The sequence below is a fragment of the Alishewanella longhuensis genome (assembly GCF_014653435.1).
GTDB lineage: Bacteria > Pseudomonadota > Gammaproteobacteria > Enterobacterales > Alteromonadaceae > Alishewanella > Alishewanella longhuensis.
The window spans coordinates 189,559-204,391 of the sequence record NZ_BNAO01000007.1 but is presented as its reverse complement, the minus strand read 5'-3'; the positions used below and the strand labels follow the sequence as shown (position 1 = coordinate 204,391).

At 47.0% G+C, this 14,833-nt stretch carries 14 protein-coding genes; 8 read left to right on the top strand and 6 right to left on the bottom strand.

What is annotated here, in order from left to right:
* On the bottom strand, positions 1-1,370 hold a 1,370-nt coding region (locus tag IE163_RS14015; protein ID WP_189433603.1), incomplete at its 3' end, for a DUF3300 domain-containing protein.
* 140 nt (positions 1,371-1,510) lie between these two features.
* Positions 1,511-3,217 carry a bifunctional ornithine lipid synthase OlsF gene (gene olsF / locus IE163_RS14010; RefSeq protein WP_189433602.1) on the bottom strand — a complete coding sequence of 569 codons (1,707 nt, stop codon included), beginning with the start codon at positions 3,215-3,217 and terminating at the stop codon, positions 1,511-1,513.
* A gap of 161 nt (positions 3,218-3,378) precedes the next feature.
* On the opposite strand from olsF, the gene IE163_RS14005 reads away from it, so the two are divergent.
* Positions 3,379-4,299: a 2-hydroxyacid dehydrogenase gene (locus tag IE163_RS14005; protein WP_189433601.1), complete on the top strand. Its 921-nt coding sequence runs from the start codon at positions 3,379-3,381 to the stop codon at positions 4,297-4,299.
* A gap of 307 nt (positions 4,300-4,606) precedes the next feature.
* Here IE163_RS14005 and smrA read toward each other — a convergent pair whose 3' ends face one another.
* From smrA to IE163_RS13990, 3 genes are all read right to left on the bottom strand, one after another.
* Positions 4,607-5,185 carry a DNA endonuclease SmrA gene (gene smrA, locus IE163_RS14000; protein ID WP_189433600.1) on the bottom strand — a complete coding sequence of 193 codons (579 nt, stop codon included), beginning with the start codon at positions 5,183-5,185 and terminating at the stop codon, positions 4,607-4,609.
* A 65-nt stretch (positions 5,186-5,250) separates the two neighbouring features.
* Entirely contained in the window at positions 5,251-5,541 is a 291-nt protein-coding gene (locus IE163_RS13995; RefSeq protein ID WP_189433599.1) for a hypothetical protein, read from the bottom strand.
* A 164-nt stretch (positions 5,542-5,705) separates the two neighbouring features.
* On the bottom strand, positions 5,706-7,034 hold the full coding sequence (locus IE163_RS13990; protein ID WP_189433598.1) for a M20/M25/M40 family metallo-hydrolase: 1,329 nt from the start codon (positions 7,032-7,034) through the stop codon (positions 5,706-5,708).
* Between the two features lie 81 nt (positions 7,035-7,115).
* Here IE163_RS13990 and IE163_RS13985 point away from each other — a divergent pair, with 81 nt between their 5' ends.
* Together IE163_RS13985 and IE163_RS13980 are read left to right on the top strand one after the other, a co-directional pair.
* Positions 7,116-7,517 carry a response regulator gene (locus tag IE163_RS13985; RefSeq protein ID WP_189433597.1) on the top strand — a complete coding sequence of 134 codons (402 nt, stop codon included), beginning with the start codon at positions 7,116-7,118 and terminating at the stop codon, positions 7,515-7,517.
* 79 nt (positions 7,518-7,596) lie between these two features.
* The gene (locus tag IE163_RS13980) at positions 7,597-7,893 is read left to right on the top strand and encodes an ArsR/SmtB family transcription factor (protein WP_189433596.1); all 297 of its coding nucleotides are present in this window, start codon (positions 7,597-7,599) and stop codon (positions 7,891-7,893) included.
* 142 nt (positions 7,894-8,035) lie between these two features.
* Here IE163_RS13980 and rpsT read toward each other — a convergent pair whose 3' ends face one another.
* Positions 8,036-8,305 carry a 30S ribosomal protein S20 gene (gene rpsT / locus IE163_RS13975; RefSeq protein WP_189433595.1) on the bottom strand — a complete coding sequence of 90 codons (270 nt, stop codon included), beginning with the start codon at positions 8,303-8,305 and terminating at the stop codon, positions 8,036-8,038.
* A 175-nt stretch (positions 8,306-8,480) separates the two neighbouring features.
* Between rpsT and murJ the strand changes: the two genes are divergently transcribed.
* The 5 genes from murJ to fkpB are packed head-to-tail and all read left to right on the top strand — an operon-like array spanning position 8,481 to position 14,833.
* Positions 8,481-10,058, top strand: coding sequence for a murein biosynthesis integral membrane protein MurJ (gene murJ / locus IE163_RS13970; protein ID WP_189433594.1), 1,578 nt, complete (start codon positions 8,481-8,483; stop codon positions 10,056-10,058).
* Positions 10,059-10,111: 53 nt separating this feature from the next.
* Positions 10,112-11,062 carry a bifunctional riboflavin kinase/FAD synthetase gene (gene ribF / locus IE163_RS13965; RefSeq protein WP_189433593.1) on the top strand — a complete coding sequence of 317 codons (951 nt, stop codon included), beginning with the start codon at positions 10,112-10,114 and terminating at the stop codon, positions 11,060-11,062.
* Between the two features lie 14 nt (positions 11,063-11,076).
* The gene (gene ileS / locus IE163_RS13960; RefSeq protein ID WP_189433592.1) at positions 11,077-13,905 is read left to right on the top strand and encodes an isoleucine--tRNA ligase; all 2,829 of its coding nucleotides are present in this window, start codon (positions 11,077-11,079) and stop codon (positions 13,903-13,905) included.
* Positions 13,905-14,396 (top strand): signal peptidase II, encoded by a 492-nt coding sequence (lspA, locus tag IE163_RS13955; protein WP_189433591.1) that lies wholly within the window; start codon positions 13,905-13,907, stop codon positions 14,394-14,396. The genes ileS and lspA overlap by 1 nt, the downstream gene beginning before the upstream one ends.
* Positions 14,393-14,833, top strand: a complete 441-nt coding sequence (gene fkpB, locus IE163_RS13950; RefSeq protein WP_189433590.1) for an FKBP-type peptidyl-prolyl cis-trans isomerase — start codon at positions 14,393-14,395, stop codon at positions 14,831-14,833. The genes lspA and fkpB overlap by 4 nt, the downstream gene beginning before the upstream one ends.

The following is a 14,833-nucleotide window of genomic DNA, read 5'->3' as shown; positions in this document are numbered from 1 at the left end:
TGTGCGCGTTGCTCCTGCTGTGGTCTGCTAACTGGTTGGGCGCGTTGCTCCTGCTGTGGCCTGCTAACTGGTTGGGCGCGTTGCTCCTGCTGTGGCCTGCTAACTGGTTGTGCGCGTTGCTCTTGTTGCAATCTTCGGTTTGACGACCTGTCTTGCTCTGTTGCTGCTGGCAAGATAGGTTGCATCCGTTGCTCGTTTTCCGCCCATTGCTGTGCAATTCGGCCTACGGGAGCAGTTTGTTGGCGACTTTCAGATGCTTGCTGCCGTTGCTGTACATTACGTTGCCGTTCAGAGAACTGCGCTTCTCTGAGTTGCCGCTGTGCTCTTTCAGCTTCCTGCATTCTGCGTGAAGAGGGTAAACCTGAGTTTTGCTCTGTGCGATTCTGCTGCTGTGCCTGACGGTCTTGGCCTGGTCGTTGTTGACCATTGCCTGAGCGAGATTGCTCGGCACGCCATTCCCGTTGATGCTCAGTCGTTCTGGCCGGCGATGTTCTGCGCTGATCAGGACGGCTATGATAGAAATCTTGCCGATCACGTAATTTGCTATGCTGATAATGTACCCCACGACGATGATAATGATCATGCTGCCAGCGAGATGCATGTTGGAAGTGATGACGTCTTGGATAGTAACGTGGCGGCTGATGATAATAGTGGTGATGCACTACTACATGGCGGCGATGCCAATCGAAGACGCTAAAATAGAAAGACGGGCGGATATGAAAACCCGTTCCCCAATAAAAAGTAACATGGCTACGATAGCCTACCGGTTCATACCAATAAACCGGAGGATAGGCAGGCCACCACCAGTTACCATAAACTACCCGGGTATCGTAGTAGGGAACATAAATGACTTCGCGTCGCGCTGGCTCAATCACAATGATTTCGCGCTCCCGTTCCACTACAACATGCTCCATTTTGTTTAAGGAGCCTTGGGCATAAGCGCGTTGCCGTAGACGTTGGATACTGGCAAGCAGTGCCGGCTCATCACTAATAAAGGCTTCGCCAAGCTGTTGGGTCCAGGTTAAGTCTTCATTTAAGCGTTTTAACAGCTGCGGAAAAGCCACCAGCGCTTGCACACTGGGATCCCAATCCTGGCCACTGGCGGCATCTACCGCTGCTTCACCTGATAGTCTGGGATTTTGCTCTAACCATCGTGCCGCTTGTACTACTTCCAGCGGATAAGTGGCCGCTATCAGGACATGAGTGAGCACGCTATCAGGATATAAAGCAATAGGCGCCAGCATCTGATCCAGCTCGGCCTGACTAAAGTCTGCGGAGGCGGTTTGGTTTTGCGTTGCCGTGGCGCAGCCACTGGCGAATACTAACAATGTTACAAGCAGTAATTGGTGCAAAGTACGATAAACTTGCATAATCCCCTCCCTACTGTCAGCGCTTGAGGCACTGCAGAAGTATGTATAGCAAATAACCAACTTATAGAGGGGGCTGGCTGAATAACAGCTGAACTTTGGCTAACTTTTACGCAACCTTTACACTTGTCCGCTGCGGCCTGTTATTCCAGATACCTTGCTCTTTTATTTGCTTTAATCTGGGTGGTATCGACCAAGACCAGGCCGTCGATACAATCCGCAAAATCAGGATCTGTGCCAAAGGCCAGAAATTTCACGCCGCCCGGTTCACACAGCTCACTATATTGCTTATATAAAGTGGGAATGCTCACCCCCATATTAGCAAGCAAATGCTTTAATTGCACAAAGTCTTCTGTGTAATTATTACCACTGAAGTGATTTTGTAACGCTTGTAACACCGATTGCGGCAAATGATAGGGGCTATTAGAAATTGCCGTGTGTTGGTCATCGCTAAAATAGAGGGAGTAAAAATAAACCATCAGATCGCGGGCTGCTTTGGGATAGCTATTTGATAAACTAACGCCACCAAATAAATACCGTAACTGTGGGTTTTGCCGTAAATAGGCGCCAATGCCATACCATAAATATTCCAGACTACGTTTGCCCCAATAACGTGGTTGCACAAAACTACGACCAAGCTCCAGTCCTTGTGCCATATAAGGCTGCATTTTATCGCTAAAATGGAATAAAGATGAGGTATAAAGTCCATCAGTCCCATGCTCGGCGATTGTCTTAGCGGTATCAGCAAAACGATAAGCGCCAACGATTTCTAAATCTTCTTTATCCCAAAGAATGAGATGCTGGTAATGGCTGTCAAAGCGGTCAATATCCCGGCGTAAGCCACTGCCTTCGCCTACCGCTCGAAATGCCAGTTCGCGTAAGCGGCCAATTTCGCGCAAAATAGGAGAACTTTGCTGATGTTGGTATAAATAGATTAGTTTGCCATCACCGGTCTCACCAAGTAATTGACAAAGCTCAATGGCTTTTTTCAGGACCTTGCGTTCTTCTGGATGAGCGACTGCGCTCTGCGTTTTAAATAAAGCTGGTTTATCTTTAGCCAGGCGGTACAGATGCTTTTTGAACAACTTTACCTTGGCAGGTAGCTCTAGCGCTAAGTTGCTAAAGCTATCGCAAGGAATTTGTTCACCAATCCGCATACTGATAGTTTTTTGCTTTTGTTTAAACATCTCTTTAACCAGTAAGATACTGGCCAGCGGTTTATAAAGCATAGAAGCACTATAGAACCACATTGAGTTACGACCATCGATATGCACCGGTAGAATTGGCGCTTTGGCTTGAGTAGCAAAACGTAGGAAACCACTATGCCATTTACCATCGCGTATACCATTGGGTTTTAAGCGAGATACTTCTCCAGCCGGAAATAAAATTAATGCACCTTCAGCCGCCAGATGTTGCTGAATGGCATCCAAGCGGCGTCGCTCAGTGCCTCCTTGCATATTATTAACGGGCAATAATAAGTTGTGCAGCGGTTTTATAGCCATCAGTAGCTGATTCGCCAAGACTTTAACATCAGGTCTGATATCACTGACTAATTTGAGTAAGGCTAGTCCATCTAATGAGCCAATAGGATGATTAGCAATAATGACTACACGTCCGGAAGAGGGAACCCGCTCTAGTTCGTTATCACGCACGGCATAGCTAAAGTTAAAATAATCCAGCACCTGCTCAACAAACTCTAGCCCTTGCAAATGCGGGTAACGTTTTGTGAACGCCTGAAACTCCTGCTCGTGTAGCAGATAACTCAACATGCCTTTTACCGGGCCATATAGCCAGGGTTTCTGCGATACCGTTGGTAATTGCTGCTGAATCATTTGTTCGACATTTAGCATAGATAGGCTCCCAGGCACTTGCGCTGCTGCCAAGGCTAATCGTCGAATATGACAATGCGGTGGCGGTTTTATGGCTTTTTTTTGAATCTGAGCAGGCCGCTTCAACAGGCTTTGCTGAATGTGGTAGAGTCAGCACCTGCAATGAGTACGAGGACGTTCAGGTGGCAATAGCATTAATTATCCCAGATAGAAAATTGGAGGATTTACAACAGCGGCTGCAACAAGCGTTACCCGCTACCCCAATTGAAATTTGGCCTAACTTAACCAATCCGGCAGACATTACCTTTGCCGTGCTTTGGAAACAACCGGCCGGGGTGGTGGCGACCTTGCCTGGCTTAAAAGCCTTACAAAGCTTTGGGGCAGGTGTTGACGGTATTTTGGCCGATGATACGTTACCAGCGCTACCGCTGGCGCGTATTGTGGATCCAGCATTAACCGCAGCAATGCTACAGTACCTAACCGGCATAGAGAATTATTATCGTTTGCGGCTAGATACCTTTGGTGCGCAACAGCAACAAAAACGTTGGCAACCCAAAAGCCCACGTAAACTGCAGTCGCTATGTGTACTGGGGTTGGGCGAACTGGGTGCAGCCGCCGCTTTGCATTTTCAGCAACAAGGGTATCAGGTAAGTGGCTGGGCCAGAAGCCCGAAGAATTTACCGGGTATAACCTGTTATGCCGGTAGCGCTCAGCTTACCACCGCGCTCGCTAACGCTGATCTGGTGATTTGTTTGTTACCACTTACTGCGCAAACTGAAAGTATGTTAAATGCTGAGGTGTTTGCGATGATGAAACCAGGCGCGATTTTCATTAATGTTGCGCGTGGTGCTATCGTGGATGATGACGCCTTATTGGCTGCATTAGATAGCGGTCAGTTACAGGCTGCGTGTTTAGATGTTTTTCGAGAAGAGCCATTGCCGCCAACACATGCATTTTGGTCGCATCCGGCTATTTTAGTCACGCCCCACACCTCAGCCGTTACGCGGGTTGAGACGGTGGTGGCGCAGATTGCCGAAAACTACCGGCGTAGTCAGCGGGGGTTGCCACTACTAAATCAAGTCGATTTAACCCAAGGTTATTGATAACCGGCAAAGACTGGTTAAACATACAGCTATTGTAACTTAGCGATATCTTTACTACACTGATTCCGCTAATAATCTTGGTAGCATATTAGTAGCTTTTTATAACAATAATAAAGTGGGTTGAGGGTTATTTATGAGTAAAGCGTCCAATCGTGGTTTTGGCTTTACCACACTTGCTATTGCTGTGCTAGTGATGGCATTGTCAGCATTTTTGACCAAGGCTGAAGCAGTAACCTGGTTGCTGTAAATAAATTAAGGGCTGTCTTATACAGCCCTTAATTGTTTATTTGCAGTTTCTAGTGAAAGCCTACTTCTTAGTGTGGCGTTCGCGGTTTTCGCGTTTTTGCTCGGCGTTCTTTTGCAATAACACGTAGGTAGCACTATAACTTCCGTGCTGTCTTTGCGCTGTATGAGCAGCTAAGACCTCACTAAAGCTAGGTAACCATTTAAAAACATAACTGCGAAGGATGGCCGGATGCGGCTTGCTATTGCGGCCCATACCATGCTGGATCAGTAAAGTTCTCACCCCACGTTGATGACAATCGGTAATAAATTGTTGTAATAAGCTACGTGCTTCTTGCAGTGTTTTGCCCAATAGGTTGAGCGTGGCATCACACTGATATTTGCCTAACCGTAGATTACGATAAACACCTTGTTGTACACCATCTTTGCAGTAGGCGAAAACGTCATCAGGTTTAACCAGGTCAACATATTCCATACTTAAATAGTGTGGATCGTATTCCATTTCCTGTTCGGCAGCTTTACGCCGTGCTTGTTGGGCTAAAGTGGGGCTAAAATCGCCATTTTGTTGTAAAACAGCATCTTGTGGTAAAGGTTTTACATCAGCCATCTCTTGCAGAAACAGCTCAAACTCATCATGTTGCATGCCTTACTCCAACACCTACTACTGGCTACGTAGTATAGCCTGCTAGAAGGTGTGGAAAAAGTGTCTTATTCTGCTTGAGTGCTTAGTTTTGTTGCAGCCAGTTCATTTTCGGTAGCAGCCACTTGCGCTTTTTTCCGGGCATTTGCAAAACGTAATAAATAATATGCGTTGATTAACAGTACCAACAGGTTTGAGATCGCGCCCTGCGGGATAGCGATGTGGCTGTAATATACAAATAATAGGCTACAACCTATTAATGTAGCTAATCTTAACCAAAAAACGTCTTTAATAAAAAATGCGCCGATACAGATGGTTAAGCCAACCCAGCTAATAATGTCGTAGATCAGATTTTCCATGTTGTAGCTCCAATGGCGCGGTGTTTAATTGCGCGCATTATGAGCAGTGCTGAGTATTTACTCAACTGAGGAATATTGCAGATTCCAGATTAGTTTTTTTAATGGCTGTAACCTGGCTGTCATCTTCAGCGCAGCCAGGTTACATGTGTAATGCCAGCAGCTTATTACAGGCGCAAATTTACCTGACTATTGGCAATTTCCCGGGTCATAATTAACCAGGCCTCAAGATTTTGTTTCAGCGCCGTCGGATCAATTTTATCTAAGGTATCATTTGGCGTATGGTGATAATCAAAGTAATCAGTACCATCTTGCATTAAGCTAGCAACTGGCACGCCTTGTGCTTTTAAAATTGACACATCCGGGCCGCCTGAAGCGGTATTAGGGCCCATAGCAATACCCAGCGGCGTTAATTTCTTTTGCAGTTCTCTGGCAAAGCCTAGGGCCTGCTCGCCCATGCCAGTATCAAAACGCCAGACACGGCCTGCGCCAAAATCAGACTCAGACGCAAATACGTGCTTAGCCAGTTGTTGATGATGGCGTGCTGCGTAGGCCCTTGCACCAATCAGACCGCCTTCTTCATTACCAAATAGGACCACGCGGATAGTACGCTCTGGTTTTTCTTGTTTTAATAAAGCGGCGGTCGCCATCACTATACCGACACCCGCGCCATCATCTAAAGCACCAGTGCCTTCATCCCAGGAATCTAAGTGCGCACTAATTAACACAATCTCGTCGGGTCTTTTACTACCGGTAATTTCGGCAATCACATTGTGGCTGGTGACAGTGCCGGGTAAGTTGTTACTCATTTGCAGACTTAGCGTCAGCTCTGGATTAATGGCCAGCATTTTACTTAGTTGTTGCGCATCAGGCACGGATATGGCTGCAGCTGGTATACGCTCAACACCCTCCTCGTAACGCATTTGGCCAGTATGGGCGAAACGATTGTTGCTGCTACCAACTGAGCGGATAATAATAGCCTTTGCACCTAATTTTGCCGCTTCTACAGCGCCACGCGCCCGGCCACCAACGACCTGACCGTAAAAACCACCACGAATATCTTTTTCTAGCGCATGATTAATAAAGACGATACGATCTTTCACATCAGCGGTACTGGCCTGGGTTAGTTCCTCCAGAGTGTTAAACATTACCACCTGGCTACTAATACCGTCAAAAGGTGTGCCTACAGAGCCGCCTAAAGCGGTAACCACCAACGATTGGTTAAAAGGAGCTGCCACTGTTAAATTTGCCTGCCCGCGTTCCCAATAAAGCATATCAAAAGGTTCACGCCATACTTTGTCAAACCCAAGTTGCTGAAACTGGCGTTCAGCCCAAACCACCGAACGCATGTCAGCTTCAGTGCCTGCTAATCTGGGGCCAACTTCTACGGTGAGTGATTCTACCAACTTATAGGCGAGATCTTTATCTAGTTTTAACGACTCAGCCTGCACATTCATGCTAAAAGCTGCTAATATTGTTGTTAACCACAATTTCATGTTTTAATTCCGTTTTGCTGTTTTATGTCAGCATCGAATCTAACATGTTTAAGGGATTGCCAACAAGGAGCCGCTTCAGGGATGCAAGCAAATGAACTAAAACCCATTGCCACGAGACCCACCAGCGCAATAAATGCCTTGATCGTTGATGATACTGTCACAGTACGGGCGTATCTGAAGACGATTCTGCAGGAACTTGGGGTACACCAAGTATTTGAAGCATCAGATGGCGTTAATGCTGAAGCGATTTTTTTGCAGGAGCAACCGCAGTTAGTTTTTTTAGATATTCAGCTGCCAGACATAAATGGTCAGGTACTGTTAGAGCGATTCCGGCGCTGTGATCAGCATTCACATATCTTTATGATTTCAGCTTACTCCAGTGTGGATAATTTGAAAGCTGCGGTTGCCGGTGGTGCCAAAGCGTTCGTAGTAAAACCCTTTACTGCAGAACGGATATCTAATCTGGTGCAACCATTATTGTAATTAGTGGTCAGAGCTGGCTGGGCATTATTTTAAAATAGTGTAGCCAACGTATTTTCAGTCAAGTAAACGGTGTGAGAACATGAATTTAGAGGATATGCTGAAAAATTCGGCAGAGGCTGTAAAATTACTTAAAGCTGTTTCTAACGAGCGACGTTTGTTAATTTTATGTCATTTGTTAGAAGGCGAAATGTCGGTTGGTGAGATTAATGAAAAACTGGACTTGAGCCAGTCAGCTTTATCGCAGCATTTGGCATTGTTACGCCGACATAAGTTAGTTAAAACGCGCAAAGAAGCACAAACGGTATTTTATCAGCTAAACAGCAGTGAGGCCGAAGCGTTAATTGCGTTACTGCACAAATTATACTGTCAGGATTAGGCTAGCAGGCTTAGTTCTCGTTATTGCAGTGAAATATGGCTGCAATAACGCAGTAAGTGGCTATCGCGAAGATAGGTTTACGGCTTGACAGTAACAAACAAAAAAGCCAGCTTGCGCTGGCTTTTTTGTTTGTTACTGTCAATTAAGCAGTTTTTAACGCTTTTACATGGGCGTTTAAACGAGCTTTATGACGAGCTGCTTTGTTCTTATGGATCAGACCTTTGGCCGCCATACGATCAATAACAGGTACCATTTTGTTTAACGCTTCCTGAGAAGCTACTGCGTCAGCAGTTAATACTGCTGCGTAGGTTTTCTTGATGAAAGTACGCATCATAGAACGTTGACTGGCGTTTTGCTGACGACGTTTTTCTGATTGTATTGCGCGCTTCTTAGCAGACTTAATGTTAGCCAAGGTAACACTCCTAAAAACTAAAACCGGACTCTTTAAAGGCCGCATAATATGCCTATTTACTGTGCCATTGTCAAATGCTTTCCGCGAAAAGGCGAGGAATTAAATTGAGCTTACTACTGGTAATTGGCTGGCTTAACGGGTGAAAATAGCATTGCAACCATTTAAGGAGTTGGGCGTGTCTGGAAAATTGCTAAAATCGGGGCTAATTGTTAGCTTTATGACGTTGATTTCACGGGTACTTGGCTTAGTTCGCGATGTGGTCGTCGCCAACTTTGTTGGTGCCGGTGCTGCAGCCGATGTGTTCTTCTTTGCCAATCGCATTCCTAACTTTTTACGCCGTTTATTTGCCGAGGGTGCGTTCTCACAAGCTTTTGTGCCGGTGCTGAGTGAGGTAAAAGCCAAACATGGTGACGATGCTGTCCGAGAGCTGGTGGCTAAAGTTGCCGGTACCCTTGGGGTTATTGTGACGTTAGTCACATTATTCGGGGTAATAGCATCGCCGTTACTGGCATTGTTATTCGGCATGGGCTGGTTTATTGAATGGCTCAATAATGGCCCTGATGCCCACAAGTTTGAAATGGCCAGCTTGATGCTAAAAATTACCTTTCCGTATTTGTGGTTTATTTCTTTAGTGGCGCTAAGCGGTGCCATTCTCAACACCTACAATAAGTTTGCGGTAGCCGCTTTTACACCGGTATTTTTAAATATTGCCATTATTGGCTGTGCGCTATATCTGGCACCAACACTAACTGAGCCTTCGCTGGCGCTTGCGTGGGGCGTATTTATTGGTGGTGCGGTGCAGCTGTTGTTTCAGTTACCGTTTTTGGCTAAAGCCGGTTTATTGGTTTTACCACGCTGGGGCTGGCGTGATGAAAATGTCACAAAGATCCGTACTTTAATGCTACCTGCATTGTTTGGTGTTTCAGTCAGCCAGATTAATCTATTGCTCGATACGGTCATCGCCTCCTTTTTATTAACCGGCGCAGTCAGCTGGCTATATTATTCTGATCGCCTAATTGAGTTTCCGTTAGGTCTGTTTGGTATTGCCATTGCTACCGTTATTTTACCAAACTTATCACGTCATCATGCTGGTGCTGACGCTAGCAAATTTGCTTACACCCTTGATTGGGCTTTGCGTTTTGTTGCTATGTTTGGTCTGCCTGCAATGTTTGCATTGATGGTATTAGCACAGCCCATTATTGCGGTGTTGTTTATGCGGGGGGAGTTCACCGAAAACGACGTGTTAATGGTGTCTTACAGTCTGGTGGCTTATGCTTGTGGCTTGTTAAGTTATATGCTGATTAAGGTATTAGCCCCCGGCTTTTATGCCCGGCAGGATATAAAAACACCTGTACGTATCGGTATTATCGCCATGGTCGCCAATATGGGACTTAACCTAATGTTGGCGCCTTTTATGAGTTATGTTGGCTTGGCGCTGGCCACAGCGTTGTCTGCCAGTTTAAATGCTTATTTGCTATATCGGGGTTTAAAACACCGTGGGGTATATCAATTAAGCCGCCGTACTATGGTTTTTCTGGCCAAATTTGCGTTGGCTAGCATACTGATGTCGGTAGCCCTGTACTATTTTAGTCCTGCGTTATCAGTATGGACAGGGTTCACCTTAAGCCGGCAAATTCTCCAACTCGCTATGCTTTGTGTGGGTGCCGTTGTCGGATATTTTGTCCTGTTGTTACTATTGGGGATCAGGCCGGCAGATTTTAAGGCTAAAACTGTTGCTGAAAGACAAGGGTGAACGGGGTATAATGTCGGGTTTATAGACAATTGCTGGCAAAATGTAAGGCAGGCATGGAGTTAATTCGCGGTATCCATAATATTTTACCCCGGCATCAGGGCTGTGTGTTGACCATTGGTAACTTTGATGGGGTGCACGTAGGGCATCAAGCCGTGTTGGCGCAAGTAAAGCAACTGGCCCTGACACAGCAGTTGCCTTCCTGTGTGATGGTGTTCGAGCCGCAACCGCTGGAGTTATTTACCGGCAGCGCGGCCCCTGCCAGGATTAGCCGTTTTCGGGAGAAATATCAGGCGCTGGCAGCTTTGGGAATTGATCGCCTGCTTTGCGTTGGTTTTAATCGGGCTTTTGCGGCACAAGCACCGGAGCAGTTTATTGAGAACCTGTTGCTAAACAAACTGGGTGTGAGGCATTTAATTGTTGGCGATGATTTTCAGTTTGGTAAAAACCGTAGCGGTGATTTTGCCTTGCTGGCCGAGGCGGCACAGCAATTTGGTTTTGGCCTTAATAGCACCTCCAGTTTGAAATTAGGCGAGCAGCGGGTTAGCAGTACTCTAATTCGCCAGGCGCTGGAGCAAGATCAACTGCAACTGGCCGAAACCATGTTAGGACGGCCTTTTACGCTAACTGGGCGGGTAAGACATGGCCGTAAGCTTGGTCGTGATTTAGGCTTCCCGACCGCCAATGTGTGGTTGTACCGGCGTAAGTTACCGGTTTCTGGCGTGTATGCGATTAGCGCCCGCACCTGCTATGGTGAATTTCAAGGTGTAGCCAATATTGGTAATCGCCCCACAGTGCAGGGCGTGCGCGAGCAACTAGAAGCACATTTATTTAATTTTAACAAAGACTTATATGGCACTCAGATTGAGGTTGTGCTGCGGCACAAGCTTAGAGCAGAGCAGCGCTTTGCCAGTCTGGATGCGTTAAAACAGCAGATCGCTGCCGATGCAGCAGCGGCTAAACAGTATTTTAGTCAGCAGCTTAAGCCGCTGAACACACTCACTTAATGGAACCGAAACGGATGAGCGATTACAAGCATACCTTGAATTTACCGGAGACGGCTTTTGCCATGCGCGCTAATTTGGCGCAGCGCGAGCCGCAGATGCTAAAAAAGTGGACCGAAGCCGATTTGTACGGCCAGATCCGCGCGGCCAAAAAAGGTAAAAAAACCTTTATCCTGCATGATGGCCCTCCTTATGCAAATGGTAATATCCATATCGGTCATGCCGTTAATAAAATTCTGAAAGATATTATTGTTAAAGCCAAAACCTTATCTGACTTTGATGCCCCCTATGTGCCAGGTTGGGATTGTCATGGTTTACCCATTGAGCTGGTGGTCGAGAAAAAATACGGCAAGCCAGGGGTAAAATTAACCCCAGCAGAGTTTCGGCAAAAATGTCGCGAATATGCGTTAACGCAAATTGACGCGCAGCGCACCGATTTTATTCGTCTTGGTGTCTTTGGTGACTGGGATAAGCCTTATCGCACCATGGATTTTGCTACTGAAGCCAATATTATCCGCAGTTTAGGCAAGATCATTGGTAATGGTCACTTATTGCAAGGCTTTAAGCCAGTACATTGGTGTACCGATTGTGGTTCTGCCCTGGCAGAGGCTGAAGTAGAGTATCAAGATAAGATCTCGCCTGCAATTGATGTACGTTTTCAGGTAGTTGATGCTGCGGTAGCGGATAAGTTTGATCATCCGGCGGAACATCGTGGTCAGGGCCCGATCTCTGTGGTGATCTGGACTACTACGCCCTGGACCATTCCAGCTAACCGTGCTGTGGCCATTAATGCCGAATTAAGTTACTCCTTAGTGCAGGTAGAACAGGGCCCGAACGGTGCCGAGCGCTTAATTTTAGCCACAGATCTGGTTAAAGATGTGATGGCGCGTGCCAATATCGAGCACTACCATGCCTTAGGTTTCTGCAAAGGGGCTGAGCTAGATCTGGTGAGATTACAGCATCCGTTATATGACTTTACTGTACCTGTAGTACTTGGTGAGCACGTTACTACCGATTCCGGTACCGGCTGTGTGCATACGGCGCCAGGTCATGGTCAGGAAGACTTTGTAGTAGGCCAAAAATATGGCCTGGAAGTGGCTAACCCGGTAGGTGCTAACGGCGTTTATTTGCCCGATACGCCGCTATTTGCTGGTCAGCATGTATTTAAAGCCAACGACTCGGTGGTCGAGGCGTTAAAAGAACGCGGTGCCTTGCTGCTACACAAAGCCTACAAGCATAGCTATCCGCATTGCTGGCGCCATAAAACGCCGATTATCTTCCGCGCGACACCGCAGTGGTTTATTAGTATGGAGCAGCAAGGGCTGCGTCAGACGTCACTTGCGCAAATCGAACAAACCCGTTGGATCCCTGATTGGGGGCAACAGCGCATTGAAAATATGGTTGCCGGCCGGCCTGATTGGTGTATCTCGCGGCAGCGTACCTGGGGCGTACCTATTGCCTTGTTTGTCGATAAAGATACCGGCGCCTTACACCCGGATACCGCCAATTTAATTGAGCAAGTTGCCCAAAAAGTCGAGCTGGGTGGTATTCAGGCGTGGTTCGATTTAGACGCCGCCGAGTTATTAGGTGCTGATGCAGCTAAATATAGCAAGGTAACGGATACACTGGATGTGTGGTTTGACTCTGGTGTTACCCATGCCGCAGTCGTCGATGCCCGGCCAGAGTTTAATGGCGCTGCGCAAATCGACTTGTATCTGGAAGGTTCGGATCAGCATCGTGGCTGGTTTATGTCGTCGTTAATGACCGGCGTAAGCATCAAAGGCCTGGCACCGTATAAACAGGTATTGACCCACGGCTTTACCGTAGATGGTGAAGGCCGCAAGATGTCCAAATCGTTGGGTAATGTGGTCTCGCCACAAGATGTAATGAACAAACTGGGTGCCGATATCTTACGTTTATGGGTAGCGACTACTGATTACACCTCTGAGATGACGGTATCGGATGAGATCTTAAACCGTGCCGCGGATAAATACCGTCGTATTCGTAATACTGCACGTTTCTTATTAGCCAATCTCAATGGTTTTGAGCCAGCTAAAGATTTATTGCCATTTAACCAATTGGTCGAGCTGGATCTTTGGGTGGTAAACCGTGCAGCACAGCTACAACAAGAAATTGTAGATGCTTATGATAACTATCAGTTCCATCAGGTGAGCCAAAAACTGATGAACTTCTGTACGGTTGAGCTGGGCAGCTTCTATTTAGATGTGATTAAAGATCGCCAGTACACGGCGCATAAAGACAGCCAGGCTCGTCGTAGTTGCCAAACCGCGCTCTATCATATCGCCCAGGCGATGGTGCGCTGGATGGCTCCCATCATGAGCTTTACTGCGCAAGAGATTTGGGAAGCCTTACCGGGCCAGAGTACGCCCTTTGTGTTTACTGATGTCTGGTATCAGGGCTTTGCCGGTATTCCAGCGGGCAAATTTAGCGATGCCTACTGGCAGCAATTATTGCAAGTGCGGGATGAGGTGAATAAGGTGCTGGAAAGTGCGCGGCGTGAAGAGAAACTGGGTGCGTCATTGCAAGCTGAAGTGACCTTGTACGCGGCGCCAGAGCTGGCCGATGCCTTAGGCCGTTTGGGCGATGAGCTGCGTTTTGTGCTGATTACCTCAACAGCGAAAGTGAGTACCGAAACGGCTGATGCTGCTGCAGTTGCCACTGACATAAAAGGCTTAAGCGTCTTGGTTAATGCCTCTACTGCTGCTAAGTGTGAACGTTGCTGGCACCATCGGCATGATGTAGGTGCTGATAGCGCTAACCCGGGTATTTGTTTGCGCTGCGTGAGTAATGTCAGTGGCGAAGGTGAAACAAGGGAATTTGCTTAATGCGGTTATTTCAGCAAACAGCCTGGCGCTGGTGGTGGTTGGTTCTGCTGTTGATTGCTTTGGATCAGCTAACCAAGCAATTGGTGCATCAGCAAATGGCCTTGGGTGATTCGATCGATTTACTGCCCTTTTTTAACTTAACCTATGTTAGAAATTACGGCGCTGCTTTCTCGTTTTTAAGTGACTCTGGCGGCTGGCAGCGCTGGTTTTTTACCGGTATTGCCGTGGTGATCAGTGTCGTCATTGCTGTTTGGATGAGCCGTTTGAACCGCAGCCAAACCAAGCTAAGTTTGGCGTTAACCCTGGTGTTCGCGGGTGCCATCGGTAATTTGATTGATCGCAGCATCTACGGCTACGTAATTGATTTTTTTCATCTATATTATGACCGTTGGCATTATCCTGTTTTTAATATTGCCGATTCAGTGATCTGTATTGGTGCTGCATTGCTAATTTGGGATAGTTTTAGCAATGATGCCGGAGAAAACAAATGAGTGAGCAAAGCGTGATTAGTGAACGCAGCACAGTGGTATTCCATTTTGATATTAAATTATCCGACGGCAGCGCTGCAGAAAGTACCCGGGTGCATAACAAACCCGCTAAGCTACAGATGGGCGATGGCAGCTTATCGCCGGCTTTTGAGGCCGAATTGTTGGGGCTAACCATAGGTGATAAAAAAACCTTTACCCTAGCACCGGAAGATGCTTACGGTATGCCTAATCCCGACAATATTTATTATGTTGATCGCAGTAAGTTCTCTGCTGATGCACCGGCGAAAGTGGGGACTATTATTGGCTTCGCTATGCCTGATGGCTCTGAGCTGCCGGGCTTAGTGCGCGAAGTGGTAGGCGATTCGGTCACTATCGATTTTAACCATCCACTGGCTGGGCAAACCCTGACCTTTAACGTGGAAATAGTGCAGGTAAGCTAA